At 67.0% G+C, this 16559-nt stretch carries 18 protein-coding genes; 7 read left to right on the top strand and 11 right to left on the bottom strand.

Features of this window, described 5'->3' with window-relative positions:
• Window positions 1-38 precede the first annotated feature (38 nt).
• The 6 genes from ACRWQA_RS00820 (at window position 39) to ACRWQA_RS00795 (ending at window position 4683) form a co-directional block, all read left to right on the top strand.
• Window positions 39-1349 carry a nitrous oxide reductase family maturation protein NosD gene (locus ACRWQA_RS00820; protein WP_434228852.1) on the top strand — a complete coding sequence of 437 codons (1311 nt, stop codon included), beginning with the start codon at window positions 39-41 and terminating at the stop codon, window positions 1347-1349.
• Window positions 1346-2281 (top strand): ABC transporter ATP-binding protein, encoded by a 936-nt coding sequence (locus tag ACRWQA_RS00815; RefSeq protein WP_434228850.1) that lies wholly within the window; start codon window positions 1346-1348, stop codon window positions 2279-2281. The genes ACRWQA_RS00820 and ACRWQA_RS00815 overlap by 4 nt, the downstream gene beginning before the upstream one ends.
• Window positions 2278-3102: an ABC transporter permease gene (locus tag ACRWQA_RS00810; protein WP_263582032.1), complete on the top strand. Its 825-nt coding sequence runs from the start codon at window positions 2278-2280 to the stop codon at window positions 3100-3102. Before ACRWQA_RS00815 ends, ACRWQA_RS00810 begins: the two co-directional genes overlap by 4 nt.
• 27 nt (window positions 3103-3129) lie before the next feature.
• Entirely contained in the window at window positions 3130-3714 is a 585-nt protein-coding gene (locus ACRWQA_RS00805; protein WP_434228848.1) for a nitrous oxide reductase accessory protein NosL, read from the top strand.
• A 64-nt stretch (window positions 3715-3778) separates the two neighbouring features.
• Entirely contained in the window at window positions 3779-4321 is a 543-nt protein-coding gene (locus ACRWQA_RS00800) for a hypothetical protein (RefSeq protein WP_434228846.1), read from the top strand.
• Window positions 4321-4683 carry a DUF6164 family protein gene (locus tag ACRWQA_RS00795; protein ID WP_263582029.1) on the top strand — a complete coding sequence of 121 codons (363 nt, stop codon included), beginning with the start codon at window positions 4321-4323 and terminating at the stop codon, window positions 4681-4683. Before ACRWQA_RS00800 ends, ACRWQA_RS00795 begins: the two co-directional genes overlap by 1 nt.
• Here ACRWQA_RS00795 and ACRWQA_RS00790 read toward each other — a convergent pair.
• The 9 genes from ACRWQA_RS00790 to ACRWQA_RS00750 form a co-directional block, all read right to left on the bottom strand.
• Window positions 4676-5233, bottom strand: coding sequence for a hypothetical protein (locus ACRWQA_RS00790; RefSeq protein WP_263582028.1), 558 nt, complete (start codon window positions 5231-5233; stop codon window positions 4676-4678). The genes ACRWQA_RS00795 and ACRWQA_RS00790 overlap by 8 nt on opposite strands.
• Window positions 5234-5270: 37 nt before the next feature.
• A complete protein-coding gene (locus ACRWQA_RS00785; protein ID WP_263582027.1) occupies window positions 5271-5615 on the bottom strand; it encodes a cupredoxin domain-containing protein in 345 nt (114 codons plus the stop codon).
• A gap of 25 nt (window positions 5616-5640) precedes the next feature.
• Window positions 5641-7317 (bottom strand): NapC/NirT family cytochrome c, encoded by a 1677-nt coding sequence (locus ACRWQA_RS00780; protein ID WP_263582026.1) that lies wholly within the window; start codon window positions 7315-7317, stop codon window positions 5641-5643.
• Window positions 7318-7486: 169 nt separating this feature from the next.
• The gene (locus ACRWQA_RS00775; RefSeq protein ID WP_263582025.1) at window positions 7487-9091 is read right to left on the bottom strand and encodes a cytochrome D1 domain-containing protein; all 1605 of its coding nucleotides are present in this window, start codon (window positions 9089-9091) and stop codon (window positions 7487-7489) included.
• A gap of 268 nt (window positions 9092-9359) precedes the next feature.
• Complete coding sequence (locus tag ACRWQA_RS00770; protein ID WP_263582024.1) at window positions 9360-10124, bottom strand: Crp/Fnr family transcriptional regulator; 765 nt, start codon at window positions 10122-10124, stop codon at window positions 9360-9362.
• Window positions 10121-11050, bottom strand: coding sequence for a c-type cytochrome biogenesis protein CcmI (gene ccmI / locus ACRWQA_RS00765; protein ID WP_434228843.1), 930 nt, complete (start codon window positions 11048-11050; stop codon window positions 10121-10123). Before ccmI ends, ACRWQA_RS00770 begins: the two co-directional genes overlap by 4 nt.
• The gene (locus ACRWQA_RS00760) at window positions 11047-11538 is read right to left on the bottom strand and encodes a cytochrome c-type biogenesis protein (RefSeq protein ID WP_434228841.1); all 492 of its coding nucleotides are present in this window, start codon (window positions 11536-11538) and stop codon (window positions 11047-11049) included. Before ACRWQA_RS00760 ends, ccmI begins: the two co-directional genes overlap by 4 nt.
• Window positions 11535-12086, bottom strand: coding sequence for a DsbE family thiol:disulfide interchange protein (locus tag ACRWQA_RS00755; RefSeq protein ID WP_434228839.1), 552 nt, complete (start codon window positions 12084-12086; stop codon window positions 11535-11537). The genes ACRWQA_RS00760 and ACRWQA_RS00755 overlap by 4 nt, the downstream gene beginning before the upstream one ends.
• An 8-nt stretch (window positions 12087-12094) precedes the next feature.
• Complete coding sequence (locus ACRWQA_RS00750) at window positions 12095-14095, bottom strand: heme lyase CcmF/NrfE family subunit (protein ID WP_446326238.1); 2001 nt, start codon at window positions 14093-14095, stop codon at window positions 12095-12097.
• A 366-nt stretch (window positions 14096-14461) separates the two neighbouring features.
• On the opposite strand from ACRWQA_RS00750, the gene ACRWQA_RS00745 reads away from it, so the two are divergent.
• Window positions 14462-14983, top strand: a complete 522-nt coding sequence (locus ACRWQA_RS00745) for a peptidylprolyl isomerase (RefSeq protein WP_434232306.1) — start codon at window positions 14462-14464, stop codon at window positions 14981-14983.
• 96 nt (window positions 14984-15079) lie between these two features.
• On the opposite strand, the gene ACRWQA_RS00740 is transcribed toward ACRWQA_RS00745, so the two are convergent.
• Together ACRWQA_RS00740 and hemE are read right to left on the bottom strand one after the other, a co-directional pair.
• A complete protein-coding gene (locus tag ACRWQA_RS00740) occupies window positions 15080-15469 on the bottom strand; it encodes a VanZ family protein (protein ID WP_434232281.1) in 390 nt (129 codons plus the stop codon).
• Entirely contained in the window at window positions 15462-16544 is a 1083-nt protein-coding gene (gene hemE / locus ACRWQA_RS00735; protein ID WP_263582017.1) for a uroporphyrinogen decarboxylase, read from the bottom strand. The genes ACRWQA_RS00740 and hemE overlap by 8 nt, the downstream gene beginning before the upstream one ends.
• Between the last annotated feature and the right edge of the window lie 15 nt (window positions 16545-16559).

Genomic DNA, 16559 nt, shown 5'->3' with positions numbered 1-16559 from the left:
GGCCGGGCAAGCCCGGCCCCGAGTTTTCGGAGAAACGTATGACCCGACGACCGATCCTCGGCGTCCTGATCCTGATTCTGACCGCCTGGCTGATGATGCCGGGCGGGGCGCTGGCCGCCGATTGGCAGGCCAGTCCGGGCGAATCGCTGCAGCCGCTGGTCGAACGGGCCAGTGACGGCGATCGCCTGCTGCTGCCCGCGGGCCGCTATCCCGGCCCGCTCACCCTCGACCGCACGCTGAGCGTGGAGGCCGAGCCCGGCGCCGTGATCGATGCCGGCGGCAACGGCCATGGCGTGATCGTCGCCGCCCCCGCTAGCGTGATCGACGGCCTCACCGTCGAGAACTGGGGCCGCGACCTCACCGCCATGGATACCGGCATCCTGGTGGAACGCACCGCTACCGGCAGCGTCATTCGCCGTTCGCGCCTCGAGGGTCCTGGCTTCGGCATCCGGCTCGATGCTGCCAATGAGGTGGAAGTGCTCGACAACGTCATTCGCGGCGACACCTCGCTGCGCTCGCAGGATCGTGGCAACGGCATCCACCTGTACAACGTGCGCGACGCGCGGGTCGAGGGCAACGACATCCGCGAGGTGCGCGACGGCATCTACATCGACAGCAGCAGCCAGAGCCTGCTGCGCGGCAACCGGATGCAGGACCTGCGCTATGGCGTGCACTACATGTACGCCCACGACAACCGCGTGGAAGAGAACCTGACCCGCAACACCCGCACCGGCTATGCGCTGATGCAGTCACGCCACCTGACGGTAGTGAACAACCGCTCCGAGGGCGACCTCAACTACGGCATCCTGATGAACAACATCACCTACTCCACGCTGCGCGGCAATCGCATCAGCGGCATACGCCAAGCGCTGGACGCCAGTGGCGAGGGTATGGTCAGCGGCGCCGAAGGCAAGGCGCTGTTCGTCTACAACGCCCAGTTCAACCGCTTCGAGGGCAACCGCCTGGCCGGCAGCGACATCGGCATCCACCTCACCGCCGGTTCCGAGGACAACACGGTGGTAGGCAACGCCTTCGTCGACAACCGCCAGCAGGTGATGTACGTCGCCACGCGCACCCAGGAGTGGTCGGAGGAGGGCCGCGGCAACTACTGGAGCGACTACCTGGGCTGGGACCTGTCCGGTGACGGTACCGGCGACACGGCCTACGAGCCCAACGACGCCATGGACCGCCTGCTGTGGCGCTACCCCGTCGCGCGGCTGCTGATGCACAGCCCCGCGGTGCTGACCCTGCGCTGGGTGCAGCGCCAGTTTCCCGTCTTCCGCCCCCAGGGCGTGAAGGACAGCGCCCCCCTGATGACAGAACCCGACTTCGGAGACACCGACACATGACCGCGGTGATCGAATTCCACGGCGTGACCCGGCGCGACGGCGACGTGGTACGCCTCGACGCCCTCGACCTCACGGTCAGCGAGGGCGAGGTGCTCGCCCTGCTCGGCCACAACGGCGCCGGCAAGACCACCACCATGAAGCTGATCCTGGGGCTGCTCTCGCCCAGCGCGGGTTCGATTTCCGTACTCGGCGGCGCCCCCGACGGTGCCCATGCCGAGACGCTGCGCCGACGCTTGGGCTACCTGCCCGAGAACGTCAGCTTCTACGAACAGCTCAGCGGCCGCGAGGTGCTGGATTTCTTTGCCCGGCTCAAGCGCGTCGACCGCCGACAGGTGGCCGACCTGCTCGAGCAGGTCGGCCTGGGCGCGGCGGCCAAACGCCGGGTGAAGACCTACTCCAAGGGCATGCGCCAGCGCCTCGGCCTGGCCCAGGCGCTGCTCGGCGAGCCGCGCCTGCTGCTGCTCGACGAACCCACTACCGGGCTCGACCCCGCCGCCACCCGAGATTTCTACGAGACGGTGCGCAGCCTGCGCGAGCGCGGCTGCACGGTGCTGCTCTCCTCCCACGTGCTGCCGGGGGTGGAGCCCTACATCGACCGCGCGCTGATCCTAGGCGGCGGCCGCCGCCTGGCACTGGGCAGCCTCGAGACCCTGCGTGCCGAAGCCGCACTGCCGACGACCATTCGCGCCCGCGGCCGGCTGGAAGGCGCCGACTGGCAGCAGCCCTGGAACGACTCGCGCATCCAGGCGCGTCCGCTCAACGGCCACGAGGTGTCGCTCTCGGTACCGGCCGATGCCAAGCTCGCCGTGCTGCGCCACCTCACCGCCCAGCCCGGTGTCGAGGATGTCGAACTGCTGCCGCCCACGCTGGAACACCTGTACACCCATTTCTCCGCCGGGCTCGCGCCCCGTGAACGAGGAGACGCCCAATGAACGCCATCCTGACCCTGGCCGGCAAGGAGTTCCGCGACGGTATGCGCAACCGCTGGGTGCTGGCCATTACCCTGGTGCTGGCGCTGCTCGCCGTGGGCATCGCCTGGTTCGGCGCCGCCGCCAGCGGCGGACTGGGCTTCACCTCGCTGGCCACCACGCTGGTGAGCCTGGCCACCCTGGCGGTGTTCCTGATCCCGCTGATCGCCCTGCTGCTGGCCTACGACGCCGTGGTCGGCGAGCAGGAGGCGGGCACATTGCTGCTGCTGCTCACCTATCCCGTCAGCCGCAGCTCGCTGCTGCTGGGCAAGTTCCTCGGCCACGGCTTGATACTGGGCAGCGCCACGGCGCTGGGCTTCGGCATTGCAGGCGTGGTGATCGCGCTGGGCGCCGAGGGCGTGGCGCTGGGCGAGCTCGCCGCCGGCATGGGCCTGCTGATCGCCAGCAGCGTGCTGCTGGGCTGGGTGTTCATCGCCTTCGCCTACCTGATCAGCGTGTGGGTGAGCGAGAAGGCTCGCGCCGCCGGCTTGGCGCTGGTGGTGTGGTTCCTGTTCGTGCTGGTGTTCGACCTGGCCCTGCTGGCCCTGCTCGTCAGCGTCAAGCAGGGTGGCGACTGGCTGCCCTGGCTGCTGCTGCTCAATCCCACCGAGCTGTTCCGCCTGATCAACCTGGCTGGCTTCGAGGCGGCGCGCAGCTATACCGGCCTGACTTCCATTGCCACAGGCGGCGCCTTCCGCCCCGCCGTGCTGCTACCGCTGCTGATGGCCTGGGTGCTGGTCCCCCTGGGTTTGGCGCTGCTGCGCTTCCGCCATCGCTCGGCCTGACCCCGCTTTCTCTTTTCGGAGTGCCCGATGCCTCGCTTCCTGCTACTTTCCCTGCTTCTGCTGACTCTGCTGCTTGCCGGGTGCGGCGAATCGGAGCCCGTCGCCCTGGCCGCCGCCGAGCCCATCGAGTCCGGCGACAGCTGCCACGTGTGCGGCATGCTGATCGACGAGCACCCTGGCCCCAAGGGCCAAGCCTTCCTGGACAAGCAGGGCTCGGCGCTGAAGTTCTGTTCCACCGCGGAGCTGTTCGCCTTCCTGCGCCAGCCGGAGAACGAAACCCGCCTCTCCCATGCCTACGTGCACGACGTCGCCGTTACGCCCTGGAGCCAGCCGGCCAATGATGCCTTCATCCTCGCCAGCGAGGCGTGGTACGTGGCGGGTCACGACCAGCGCGGATCCATGGGCCACACCCTGGCTTCGTTCAGGGAGCGCCACCACGCCGAGGCCTTCGCCGAGACCCACGGCGGCGAGCTGTATGCCTTCGACGACATCGATCTCGACCTGCTGGCCCGGCTGAGCCGCGGCGAGCTGGGCGGCAGTGAGGCGATGGGCGGCATGGCCGGCCATGGCAGCGGCCACGGAGATGACCACGGCACCGGCGGCGGCCACTGAGTCCAGCGGGACAGCCGTTGCACGGCGTGCTAGGCTCGGGCGCATCGATTTTCGAGGACCCCGCATGCGTTCCACCGCCCTGCTCGCTCCCGTCCTGATCGGCCTGGCATTGGCCGGGCCGGCCGCGGCCACCAACTACAACGTCAGCGATGCCGAGCAGCACGACAGCTGGCACTCCGTGGTGCTGTCGCTGGGCAAGGAGCGTCATTTCCGCGCCCTCGAGCAGACCAGCTACAGCGACTCGATCCTGAGCGTCAACTACAGCGCCGGCGTGTGCGACCTGCCGTGGCTCGAGGTACGCGTCGAACTGCAGGAGCACCAGCCCGAGAGCCGCGTGGCCAACCTGGTCCCCGGCGACCTACGGGTCGACCACGAGACCATCCACAGCGGCATGGCGGAATTCATCACCCAGCGCGGCGACCGCGGCTTCTACGTCAATTTCTACCTCGACACCCAGGCACTCCTGCTCGACGAGATGCGCAGCGGCGAGACGCTGCGGCTGCGCTTCGATCGCGGCGACGAGGACTACTGGTTCATGAGCTTCGAGCTGGCGGGGGCCGGAGAGGCCATCGCCCGTGCCGAACGGCTGTGCGAGGCGGCCGGCTGATGGCGACGCTGCTGTTTCGGCTGGCCAACGTCACCGAGGAGGAAGCCTGGGAGGTACGCCGGCTGCTCGACGAGCACGGCTTCGACACCTACGAGACCCAGGCCGGCTTCTGGCGCCTGGGGGTCGATGCCATCTGGCTGCGTGACCCCGCGCAGCTGGAGGCTGCGCGCGAGGTACTCGAGCGCTACCAGGGCGAGCGACAAGCGCGCGTACAGCAGGAGCATGCCGACCGCGTCGCGCAGGGAGAAGCGCCGACCCTGTGGCGGCGCCTGTGGCAGCATCCCGTTCAGATGCTGCTGGTGGCATTGGCGGTGCTGGCCATTCTGGCCCTGACGCTGGTGCCCTTCCTGGGGCTCATCTAGGGAACAGCTGCGTGTCGAGATATTCCACCGTGAGGTAATCCTCGAACGACCACAGGCGAACGAAGCGGCCGCGTTCGCGATCCTCGCTGCCATCACCGCCCCATACGGTCAGGCTGCTTGGCTCCTGCGGCATGCCCGCCTTGAGCTGCTCGAACCACCATTCGGTCATCTCCTCCTCCCACGGCTGGCCATACTTGTCCTCGAGCTGCCCCTTCACGGCCTGGAAGTCCTCCACCTCGGGATGAAAGGCCACCACCAGCGCCAGTTGGTCACTGCCAGCGGGGAACACATAGCGCAGGTCCGTCGCCGGCTCGTCAGGTGCCCGCAGCACGCCGTCGACGATCAGGTCTTCCTCCTCGGTCTGCTGCACCTCGACCTCGATCACGCCATCGCGCTCGAGAACGGCCATCACCTCCTCGGAGGACATGCCGAACTCGGCGCTGCGATAGCCGCTAGGTCCCTGGGCCGCCGCGGTACTACCCGCCCAGGCCAGCACCAGCGTGGTCAGCAGCCCACCACACAGCGTTGCGGGTCGAAGCATCGTCATCATGAACCTTCCTCCAGGTCACTCTTGCTGCGCTTGGTGGTCACTCTCCCACGACCTCGATCACGCCACGCATGTCGCGGTTTTCATGAGGGCGGCAGTGATAAGGATAGCTGCCGGGCTCGCCGAAGGTGCGCTCCCAGCTCTCCTCGGGAAACAGCCGCTCCGAACCGAACTCCTCATCGGCGAAGAAGACGTCGTGACTGGTGCGCTTCTCGCCATTGACCCAGCGCACCGTGGTACCGACTTTTACCTCGAGCTCGGCGGGGTGAAAGCCGTAGTCGCGCATCTCCACTTCGATCACGTCATCGCCGGCCTGCACCACCCCGCCCAGCAGCAGGGTGGCCAGGGCGGTCGCGCCGAATGTCAGTCCGATCCTCTGTCTCATGAGCGTCTCCTCCCCGGTCGTCGCGTCAGCGGGTGACGCGCGTTGCATTGATCTCCACCATGTCTTCGCCGAAGGTCTCTTCCGGCGTCTCGGCGCCGAAGGCCAGACCGTACTGGAAGGAGACGTGGTGGAAGCGCGAGTCGGCATGGTCGTCGTGCAGCGCCACGTTGAGGCTGTAGAGGCGCCCCAGGTCGAGCGGCTTGTCGCCTTCCGTGCCGGTCTTGAGCGCACGGGTCAGATAGGCGGTCCATACCCCGTCCTGCTCTGCGGCGCTGAACGCGATGGCCTGGCTGTCGCTGAAGTGGCGCTCGTCGAGGATGTAGCCCGACTCGACCGAACCGTCGCCGCTGTTGTAGCGCGCCAGGTCGACATAGACGCCGGCGTCGAGGAGCTCCTGGATCTCGGCTTCCTCCTTGAGCTTGTCCCAGCCGCCGCGCGCCGCGCCACGACGCCCTTTTATCTCGATCTCGGTGCGGCTCTCGGTGAGGTACTTGGTGACGCCGTTGCCGCTCATCAGGTCGAGCCGCTCGGCAAGCTCGCTCGCCGCCAGCGCTTCGGCTTCCGGGGCATCCGGCATGTAGGCGGAATCATGATGGCAACTCGCCCAGCAGCCCGCCCGGTCGGCCATGTCGACGCGCTCGTCGGAGAGGCTCACGGTCAGCTTGAAGGGATTGTCCGGGTCCATCACGCCGCCTTCGACGAAGGGCAACGGCGCATGCTCGCCGGCCTCCCACTGGAACTGCATATAGAGGTAGTCGTCGTCGAAGGCGGCCCTGACGCTCATCGGCACGTGGCCGCGCTTGTCGCCCAGGTCGAAGGTCTCGATCTTCTCGCCGGCCACGGCCAGCGCGCCGATGTCCGCCTCTTCACCCTGGTGACACCAGATGCAGCGATCGCCGAAGCTGAAGGCGCGACCGCCGCCATGCTCGCTGCCGTCCTGGATCCATTCGATGGAGGCCTGGCCGGGCAGGAAGAGCGTCAGGTCGATGGCCGGCACCGCGTCCCAGTCGAGCGACGCGGCCAGGTTCTCCTCGACCGTGGCGGCCTCGCCGAGATCCTCGCTCTCCAGCGGCACGCCGGGGGCCTCCTCGGCACCCTCCGCCTCGCTGACGGCTTCGAAGCGACCCGCCCATACCGGCGATTCGTCCCACGCTTCGGGCAACTGGTGAGCGATGCCCTGGTGACATTCGATGCAGGTCATGCCCTGCTCGAAGGCTCGGGCGTGCTCGCGCGAGGCGCGAGCGGCCTGCTGCTCCAGATCCATTGCCGACCAGTCGTGACAGTTGCGACATTCGCGCGAGTCGGTACGCAGCATCGAGCGCCATACGTTCTCGGCCAGGTGGATACGCTTGGCCTCGAATTCCTCCTGGGTATCGATCGTTCCCAGCATCCAGTGCCACACCTCGCGGCTGGCCTGGATCTTGCGAATCATCTTGGGCCCCCAGGCATCGGGCACGTGGCAATCCGAGCAGGCCGCCCCCACGCCGGTGGCGTTCTGGTAGTGCGGGCGATCCTGATACTCCTCGTGGACCCAGCTCATCTCATGGCAGGAGGTGCTGCAGAACGTGTAGCTGTTGGTGGCTTCCATCACGGTATTGAAGCCGCCCCAGAAGATGATGCCGGCAACGAAAAAGAACACGGCGGCACCCAGCGATGCCCCCATGATGGTGATCTTGCGCCAATTGCGTGGACGCTCCCCCATGATCCTTACTCCCAAAATGTCATGACGCGAGTGCTTGCCCTCGAACTGCTGCCGCCCTGCTTATGGTTGTTGTGTCGGCCCCTTCTCCAGCCGCTTCGGCATCGCGAAGTGGCTGGAGAAGGGGCCGGGGTAGCCTCGTAGGGCCCCCCGGCGGTAGCGGCTGTGGCGATCAGCCGACGTGATGCCTGCGGTTGTAGACGTTGAACTTTCCGGTCGGCGTGTTGAGGCCCTCGACGACCGCCTTCACTTCCAGCGTCTTGTCGTCGAAGACGACGATGGCGCCGTCGTTCTGGTGGCCGTCGCCACGCGCCCAGATGGAGACCCACACCTCGGTACCGGTCTGGTCGTACTCCATGTGCACCGCCACGGCGTCATGCTCCAACGGACGGTCGGCGACATGGATCGGCGTCAGCTCGCGGGTCTCCTTGTTCATGACCATGACCCACTGGTTGACGTCGGGCTCGGGGTGCATGGCCTGGTCGATCCAGACGTTGTCGGAATCGGGGTGGGTACGCACGAAGAGCCCCGGTCCGTCGGTCTCGATCTGGTCGCAGATCTGCCAGGCCTGGTCGGGATGCCCTTCCGGATCGTTGCCCCAGAAGGTCAACAGGCCTTCGCCCAGGTGGGTGGTGCCGGCCACGGGGCCGCACTCGGGGTCGATCCAGTTGGCGCCCGGGCCCGGGTGGGGCTTGGTGCCGGTCTCCAGCATGCTGACCAACTTGCGCGTCTCGGTGTCGATGAACACCATCTTGTCGCTCATGTTGGCGGCGATCTGGAAGTAGCGGCCGGTGGGGTCGAAGAAGCCGTCGTGCAGGAATTCGGCGGTCTCCATCTGGTCGATGCGCAGGTTGTCGATGTCGCTGTAGTCGACCTGCCAGACCTGGCCGGACTCCTTGACGTTGACCAGGAAGGTGGGCGCGTGCGGGGTGTTGTAGAGCGCCGCGACGCGGGCCTCGTTGCGGAAGTTGCCCTGGGTGTCGTAGCTGCGGGTGGAGACCACCTTCAGCGGCTCCATGGTCTCGGCGTCGGCGATCACGAAGTGCGGCGGCCAGTAGGAGCCGCCGATAACGTACTTGTCCTTCCACTCGCCGTAGTGTGAGACCGCCACGTCGCGCGCGTCGTAGCCGATGAAGACCTCGGCGGTGACCTGGGGCGGGTCCATCCACAGGTCGATCTTGGAGAGACGGCCGTCACGGCCCTGGACGTACCAGAAACGGCCGTCGGAACTCTCCTTGGCCACGTGCACCGCATAGCCGGTCTCGACCTCGGTGACCAGTTCCTTGGTGTCGGCGTCGATGATGCCCATGGCGCCGCGGTCACGCAGGATGGTGACCATGAAGTTTTCCCAGTTCAGATCGTGCTGGGGCTCGGTGGGCAGGTCTTCCGGCGCGATGAAGACCTGCCAGCGCTCCTTCATGTCGGCCAGCGACATCTCGGGCGGATCGACCGGATCGTGCTGGATGTACTTGGAGATCAGCGTGATGTCATCCGCGGAGAGGATGCCATCGAAGTTGTTCATGCCGCCTTCGGTACCCAGCGTGATGATGCTCTCCAGACGGCGCTGGCCCAGCTCCTGGGTGGTGTCGGGCAGCAGGTTCGGACCGGTGGCGCCGTTGCGTGTGGTGCCGTGGCAGCCGGCGCAGCGCTGGAAATAGATGGTGTTGGCGCGTTCCTGCTCCTCGGCGGTCAACTCCGGGGCCGCGGCGTGGGCCATGCCCACCATGGCGGTCAGCGGGAAGCTGAGGGCGAATATCCCCTTGCTCAAAGCTCTCATCTGCATATCGTGCCTCGCTTGGTTTCCCCTTCGGGTGTGGCTGGCGGGTGCCCGGCATGACCTGTTCTTCTGCGTGCTCAGCGACCATGGCCTCAAGCCACCCCCCACCTGTCGCCATTAGTAGCAACTTTGCCTTTCGCCTCACTTGACCACTGTCAATTGATGCATCCAGGAGTTGACTTATGTCAGAGGAGGGAAAAAGAAATCGCGGCCCGGCGCGAAACGGCCCGCCGAGCGGGCCGTTTCGAGAGGAAGAAAAGCGGTGAGGCTAGCGACAGGGGCGTGGCGCGGTCGCATGCGGCGAATTCGGTGCCGCGCACGGCAGTGGCGAGAGCGCCTTCTCCTCGGCGGAATTGGCGAAGCGCCGGAGGACGGTAATGTCCTCGACGTGCACGCAGTTGCGCTCGCAGCTGACACCGACCTCACGCAGCCGCGCCATGGCCCGCGAGAAGCTCTCCGGCTTCATGCCCAGGCGGCCGGCGATCAGCAGCTTGTCGCAGGGCAGGCAGACGGTGGCCTGGTTGGTACCCTCGGGGCATAGCGAGACGATGAAGGCCGCCAGGCGCTGGTAGGTGGGCTGCAGCGTGAGCTGGTCGAGCTGGCGCACCAGCGAGCGCAGCATGCCGGAGAGATTGGCGAGCATATTGAGCGCCAGGCCGTGGTTGCGCTCCAGGGTGGTGAGGAAATGCTCGGCAGGAAACACCAGCAGCCGGGCATCCTCGGCCACCGCGGCGTTGACCGGAAACCCCAGCCGGTCGAACATCGCCGCCTCGGCAAAGGATTCACCGCGGGTGAACAGCCCCACCATGCATTCGTTGCCGTCGGGACTTTCGCGGAACAGCTTGATCCAGCCGCCGAGCACCACGTAGAAGCGGTCCGCCGGTTCGCCCTTGCTGAACAGCAGCGCACCGCGACGGTAGCTGCGCTCCACGGCGCCGCCGGTGAGCAGCGCCAGGGTCTCATCCTCGAGCCCGGCGAACAGCGGCACCTGGCGCACGGCCTGCAAGGCCTCACGACTCAACGTCTTGTTCATGTCTCGCTCCTTGCCGACACCCTTTCGAGGGAGCTGCCGGCGGCCTGGTCAAGCTGGCCGAGATTGCCGCGGATCACCTCGGCCTCGGGGGATTCCGGCGGCAGCAGTAACAGCAGCCGCTGCCAATGGCCTCGCGCTTCGTCCGGCGAGTTCTGCTGTAGCGCCAGGGTCCCGGCCAGCCATAGCGCCTGGATGTGATCGGGATCGAGCACCAGGGCGCGCTCGATCAGGCGTTGGGGCTCGCCGGCCAGTTCGCCCTGGCGCTCGGCGAGGACGTCGGCATATCGCGTCAGCAGGTCGGGGTCCTGGTCGCCACCGTGGCGCATCGCCTCGCGAAAGGCGCGCTCCGCTGCCGGCAGGTCGTCGAGGAACACCAGGGTGCGGCTCAGCAGTGTCCAGTTCCCTAGTTGGGTCGGATCCTGCGCCAGGCGCCCCTGTAGTTGCTGCGCCAGATGCTGGAACTCGCGCTTCAGGTCGGCCCCGGAACGAGGCTCGCCCGCGGCCTCGCCCGGTGTCGGCGTGCCCGACGGCAGCGGGGTGGCGAAGACTTCCTCGGCATGACCCACCGTGAGGTAAAGACCGGTGGCAAGGAACGGCAGCAGCGCCAGGCTCGCGCAGGCAGCCACAAACGGTGCCCGACGCGAGCCCGGCCCCCTCGCAGCCTGTCTATGGGTAGGCTCGACGGCGCCGCTGTCGAGCAGCTCGCGCTCGAGGTCGGCCAGGGCGTTGTCGTACTGGGCGCCGGTCAAAAAACCCGCCGCCATGTCCTGTTCGAGTTCGCGCACCCGGTCACGGTGCACGAGCAGATTGGTCGCTCGTCGTGACGGGTTCTCCTCGCAGCGTGGCGCGCGCAACAGCGGGGTGACCACGAAGCCCAGCGCTACGAGACAGAGGCCCATGGCCAGTAGCAGGAACGTTCCGTTCATCGAGACCTCCCGGGGTCATCGCCATGGTGAAGTCGATCGAGCATGGCCCGCTCCCGTGCGCTGAACTCGGGACACTGCTCCATGCGCCGGCGACCCGCGACGATACGCCACCAGATGAAGCCGCCGCCCAGCAGCAGCAGGAAGGGGCTGGCCCACAGCAGCGCGGTATTGGCCTGCAACGGCGGGCGATAGCGCACGTAGTCGCCGTAGCGCTGTACCAGAAACTCGACGATCGCCTCGGCATCGTGCCCGGCCAGGGTCATGTCGTAGACCCGGCGACGCATGTCGGCGGCGAGCTCGGCGTTGGATTCATGGATGGTCTCGCTCTGGCACACCGTGCAGCGCAGCTCGCGCACCAGGGTGTCGTACTGGCGCTGCTGGGCCGTGCTGTCGAACTCCAGTGGCTGGCCGATGGCCAGTGCCATGGCAAGCCCCGCCGCCAGCCAGAGAGGCAAGCCAAGCAGGGTGTTGAGCAAGAATCTCTTCATGAGCTTGCCACCCTCCTGCCCTCGCTTCTGCGCTGCTCATCGCGCAGCTTTTCCACCAGTGGCAGCACCTCGTCGAGCAGCAGCTGGCGCGTGAGCGGGCCGATGCGCTTGTAGCGGATCACCCCCTGGGCATCGAGCACATAGGTTTCCGGCGTGGCGTAGACGCCCCAGTCGATGCCGGCGTCGCCCTTGGGGTCGTAGGCAATGGTGCGGTAGGGGTTGTCGCTGACGCTGAGGTAGCGCAGCGCCGAGTCGCGCTCGTCGCGGTAGTTGAAGGCATGAATCGGTATGCCGCCGCGTGCGAGTTCCATCAGCAGCGGCTTCTCGGAGCGACAGGTACTGCACCAGGTGGCCCAGACGTTGACCAGTGCCACCTCGCCGATGAAGTCCTGCTCGGTCAGGGTGACGCTGGCATCCTCCAGCGCCTCCAACGTGAACGGCGGTGCCGGCTTGCCGACCAGCGGCGAGGGCAGGTCGCGGCTGTTCAGGCCCAGGCCAACGAACAGCAGCCCCAGCAGGGCGGCCGTGGCCGCCAGCGTTATCAGCATGCGCAGTTTCATTGACTTGCTACCTCCAAGGGGTGGCTGGCGGAGGGCTGCCACTGCATGCGGGGCGTGCGATTGGAGGCCAGGCGGTAGCGCTTGTCGGCGGCCGCCAGCAGGCCACCCAAGGCAAGCAGGATAGCGCCGAACCACATCCAGGCCATGTAGGGCTTGTAGTAGAGCCGGAAACTCCAGGCATCGTCCTCCAGCCGTTCACCCAGCGAGACGTAGACGTCGCGAGTAACGGCACGATGCAGCGAGGCTTGGTTCATGGGCGTCTGGGCGTGGGTGTCGTAGTAGCGCCGCTGGGGCTGCAGCAAGGCGACCGGGCGACCCTCGCGGGTCACCTCGACCACCGCCTGATCGGCCTCCCAGTTGAGGCCGCGTACACTCTCCATGCGCAGCAGGGCGAAGTCGAAACCTGCCGCCGAGGCGCTTTCGCCCGGGGCCAGTCGCACGTCGCGCTCCACCTCGTAGGTATTGACCATGGCGATGGCCACCACCACCAGTGCCAGCCCCACGTGAGCCAGGTGTATACCGAGAAAGCTCGGGCGCAGGACCCGCCTGAGCCGGGTCGACCACGGCTGCCGCGCGGAACCCAGCCGCTTGCGCACGTCGAGCAGCGCCGTCAGCACGATCCAGACGGCCAGCATCAGTGAAAGCGCGGTCATGGGATGCCAGGCGCCAAGCGCGAGTGGCCACAGCCCACCGGCCACCACACTGACAAGGAGTGCCCAGCGCAGCTGGCGGAAGGTCTCCCCCGGATTTGCCTGCTTCCAGGCCACCGCCGGGCCGAGGCCGACAAGCAGCAACAGCGGCAGCATCAGCGGGGCGAAGACACTATCGAAGTAGGGCGGGCCCACCGAGATCTTGCCCAGGCCGAAGGCATCCAGCGCCAGCGGATAGAGGGTGCCGATGAACACCGCCGTACAGGCCACCGTCAGCAACACGTTGTTGGCCAGCAGCAGCGACTCGCGCGAATACCCGGCGAAAGCGCCGCCAAGCCCCACCTTCGGCGCCCGCCAGGCGTAGACCGTCAGCGCGCCGAGCAGGGTCAGGCTCAGCATGCCGAGCAGGAATACGCCGCGCTCTGGGTCGGTGGCGAAGGCGTGCACCGAGGTGATCACGCCGGAGCGGACGATGAAGGCCCCGAGTACGGTCAGCGCAAAGGTGAGGATGGCCAGCATCAGGGTCCAGACCTTGAAACCGCCGCGCTTCTCGGTCACCGCCAGCGAATGGATCAGCGCCGTGGCGGTGAGCCAGGGCAGGAAGGAGGCGTTCTCCACCGGATCCCAGAACCACCAGCCGCCCCAGCCCAGCTCGTAGTAGGCCCACCAGGCGCCTACGGCGATGCCCAGGGTAAGGAAGACCCAGGCCACCGTGGTCCAGGGCCGCGACCAGCGCGCCCAGGCAGCATCGAGCCGGCCACCGAGCAGTGCGCCAATGGCGAAGGCGAAGATCACCGCAGTGCCCACGTAGCCCATGTAGAGCAACGGCGGATGCAGGATCATGCCCGGATCCTGCAGCAGCGGGTTCATGCCGCGTCCGTCCGCAGGCCCGGGAATGACGCGCTCGAAGGGGTTGGAAGTGAACAGCGTGAAGGCGATGAAGCCCACGCCGACCATGCCCAGCACGGCCAGCACCCGGGCCAGCATGTCGCGGGGCAGCGACCGGCTGAACAGTGCCACGGCGGCTCCCCACGCGCCCAGCAGGAACACCCACAGCAGCAACGAACCCTCGTGCCCGCCCCACACAGCGGTGATTCGGTAGATCAGCGGCTGCTCGAGGCTCGAGTGGCCGGCCACGTAGCGAACTGTGAAATCACTGACGACGAAGGCCCAGGTCAGCACGGCAAACGAGAGCGCCAGGAAGACGAACTGGCCGGTGGCCAGGAAGCGGCCGCTGCGCATCAGGCGGGCATCGTCGAGCTGGGCGCCCAGCAACGGTAGCACGCTCTGGGCCAGCGCCAGGCACAGCGCCAGGACGAGGGCAAAGTTTCCGAGTTCCGCCACCATGGGCCGGCACCTCCCGTCTTCACCGACACCGGCACCAGGAGCGCCTGTCGGTCGTTGAGCCAGGTTCGTGGCCGAGGCGAATAGAGAGGGGAGAAGCACCGCCTCGGCCGGCATGAACGCATGGTCCGGCCAGCGCTTTGAAAAGACCATACCCAGTACTTCTTTTCCCGGGCGGGTTGTGATCCATGTCAAACAATCGGGTGTGGTCGGATGTCGCGACCCTGATCGGGCGACGAAAGCCTGACAGCGAGCGCGTCTGGACGTAAGCTAGGCGCACCCTTTACTCGCCGCACACCATCACGAACAACAGGAGCTCCCGTGCTGAAGCGAACCCTTCTCTCTCTGCTCGCCGCCGCCAGCCTGCCGCTGGCCGTCGCCCATGCCAACGCGGCCAACGTGGTGCTGCACACCAATCACGGCCCCATCACCGTCGAACTGTTCGAGGAGCAGGCACCCAAGAGTGTCGAGAACTTCCTCACTTACGTGGAGGAAGGCCACTACGACGGCACCCAGTTCCACCGCGTGATCGACGGCTTCATGATCCAGGGCGGTGGCTTCGACAAGGAGTTCCAGCAGAAACCGACCCGCTCGCCGATCACCAACGAGGCCGACAACGGCCTGCGCAACGAGCGCGGCACCCTGGCCATGGCGCGTACCGGCGACCCGCACTCGGCTACCGCGCAGTTCTTCATCAACGTCAATGACAACGGCTTCCTCAACCATCAGGGCACCCACTCCGGCCAGGCGTGGGGCTATGCGGTGTTCGGCCGCGTAGTGGAAGGCATGGACGTGGTCGACGCCATCAAGCGAGTGCCCACCGGCAGCCGCGGCCCGTTCCAGGACGTGCCGCGCGAACCAGTGCTCATCGAGCGCGCCGAAGTGCAGTAGACGAGAAGTGCCGTGATCGAATAGCCACCCAGACGCAGCGACGCCCCGCCATCTCTCGATGGCGGGGCGTCGTCGTCTTGCACTAGTCCTGCCAGGCTAGGGTCGCAACAGGAAGCGGCGCACACCGGCCAGGGTTAACACGGCCGCGGCCGCCCCCAGGCTATTGGCCAGGATATCGGCCCAGTCGCCGCCGCTGCGCCCCGGCACCGGCACCTGCAGGTATTCGATGCAGATGCCGTAGAGCGCCACCGCAATGAAGGTGCGCACCAGCGGCAGCCCGGCAAGGCCTGCCAGCCCCGCCAGCCCGGCGTAACCGACGAAGTGGTTGAACTTGTCCCACGGCAGGCTGGTGGGCATCTCACTGCCCGGGGTGAGGCTGCCGATGGCAATGGCCACGGCAGCCAGAGCGGCCAACACCGCCCACAGGCGGTGTCGCTTTCTATCCTCACCCCAGGCCAGCCGCCGGAGCCAACGAGCTTCAGGCATTCTGGTACTGGATGGCACGGTGGTAGCGCGGGCTCAACTCGTGCAGCGCCTCCATGAAGGCGGTGACATTGTCCGGGTCGGTGAACTGGCTGATGCCGTGACCCAGGTTGAACACGTGGCCCGGCCCGTGACCGTAGCTGTCCAGTATTCGCCCCACCTCGGCGCGGATGGCCGCCGGCCGCGCGAACAGCACGTTGGGGTCGAGGTTGCCCTGCAGCGCCACCTTGTGACCCACCCGGGCTCGGGCGTCGGACAGCTCCGTGGTCCAGTCGATGCCCACGGCATCCGGGCCCGCCAGGGCGATATCCTCGAGCCACTGGCCGCCGTTCTTGGTGAACAGGATGACCGGCACGCGCCGCCCCTCGTGCTCGCGGATCAGCCCGGCGACGATCTGCTCCATGTAGCGCAGCGAGAACTCGAGATAGGCCGGCGTGGAGAGCGCACCGCCCCAAGTGTCGAAGATCTGCACCGCCTGGGCGCCGGCACGAATCTGGGCGTTCAGGTAATCGGTCACCGCGCTGGCCAGCATGTCGAGCAGGTCGTGCATCACGCTGGGCGTGTCGTAGAGCATGGTCTTCACATGGCGGAAGTCCTTGCTCGAGCTGCCCTCCACCATGTAGGTGGCCAGCGTCCAGGGGCTGCCGGAGAAGCCGATAAGCGGCACTCGGCCGTTCAGCTCACGGCGAATGGTCGATACCGCACGCATCACGTAGTCCAGGTCGCGCTCGGCATCGGGCACCTTGAGCGCCTCGACGTCCTGCGCGGTGCGCACCGGCTTGCGGAACTTGGGCCCTTCGCCGGTCTCGAAATAGAGCCCCAGCCCCATGGCGTCGGGGATGGTGAGGATGTCCGAGAACAGGATGGCGGCATCCAGCGGATAGCGCTCCAGCGGCTGAAGCGTCACCTCGCAAGCCAGGTCATGGTTGCGGCACAGGTCCATGAAGTCACCGGCTTCGGCGCGGGTGGCGCGGTACTCCGGCAGGTAGCGGCCGGCCTGACGCATCATCCATACCGGAGTGCGGTCCACCGGCTGACGCATCAGGGCGCGCAGAAAGCGATCGTTCTTGAGATCCATGCAGGCAGTCATCCA

This window comes from Billgrantia sp. C5P2 (assembly GCF_051062895.2).
This window is presented reverse-complemented; position numbering and strand designations above follow the sequence as displayed.

Bases quoted from the DNA above. Each gene is read 5' to 3' on its own strand.
- ACRWQA_RS00820 (WP_434228852.1), top strand. From the start codon at position 39: ATGACCCGACGACCGATCCTCGGCGTCCTGATCCTGATTCTGACCGCC.
- ACRWQA_RS00815 (WP_434228850.1), top strand. From the start codon at position 1,346: ATGACCGCGGTGATCGAATTCCACGGCGTGACCCGGCGCGACGGCGAC.
- ACRWQA_RS00810 (WP_263582032.1), top strand. From the start codon at position 2,278: ATGAACGCCATCCTGACCCTGGCCGGCAAGGAGTTCCGCGACGGTATG.
- ACRWQA_RS00805 (WP_434228848.1), top strand. From the start codon at position 3,130: ATGCCTCGCTTCCTGCTACTTTCCCTGCTTCTGCTGACTCTGCTGCTT.
- ACRWQA_RS00800 (WP_434228846.1), top strand. From the start codon at position 3,779: ATGCGTTCCACCGCCCTGCTCGCTCCCGTCCTGATCGGCCTGGCATTG.
- ACRWQA_RS00795 (WP_263582029.1), top strand. From the start codon at position 4,321: ATGGCGACGCTGCTGTTTCGGCTGGCCAACGTCACCGAGGAGGAAGCC.
- ACRWQA_RS00790 (WP_263582028.1), bottom strand. From the start codon at position 5,233: ATGATGACGATGCTTCGACCCGCAACGCTGTGTGGTGGGCTGCTGACC.
- ACRWQA_RS00785 (WP_263582027.1), bottom strand. From the start codon at position 5,615: ATGAGACAGAGGATCGGACTGACATTCGGCGCGACCGCCCTGGCCACC.
- ACRWQA_RS00780 (WP_263582026.1), bottom strand. From the start codon at position 7,317: ATGGGGGAGCGTCCACGCAATTGGCGCAAGATCACCATCATGGGGGCA.
- ACRWQA_RS00775 (WP_263582025.1), bottom strand. From the start codon at position 9,091: ATGAGAGCTTTGAGCAAGGGGATATTCGCCCTCAGCTTCCCGCTGACC.
- ACRWQA_RS00770 (WP_263582024.1), bottom strand. From the start codon at position 10,124: ATGAACAAGACGTTGAGTCGTGAGGCCTTGCAGGCCGTGCGCCAGGTG.
- ccmI (WP_434228843.1), bottom strand. From the start codon at position 11,050: ATGAACGGAACGTTCCTGCTACTGGCCATGGGCCTCTGTCTCGTAGCG.
- ACRWQA_RS00760 (WP_434228841.1), bottom strand. From the start codon at position 11,538: ATGAAGAGATTCTTGCTCAACACCCTGCTTGGCTTGCCTCTCTGGCTG.
- ACRWQA_RS00755 (WP_434228839.1), bottom strand. From the start codon at position 12,086: ATGCTGATAACGCTGGCGGCCACGGCCGCCCTGCTGGGGCTGCTGTTC.
- ACRWQA_RS00750 (WP_446326238.1), bottom strand. From the start codon at position 14,095: ATGGTGGCGGAACTCGGAAACTTTGCCCTCGTCCTGGCGCTGTGCCTG.
- ACRWQA_RS00740 (WP_434232281.1), bottom strand. From the start codon at position 15,469: ATGCCTGAAGCTCGTTGGCTCCGGCGGCTGGCCTGGGGTGAGGATAGA.
- hemE (WP_263582017.1), bottom strand. From the start codon at position 16,544: ATGGATCTCAAGAACGATCGCTTTCTGCGCGCCCTGATGCGTCAGCCG.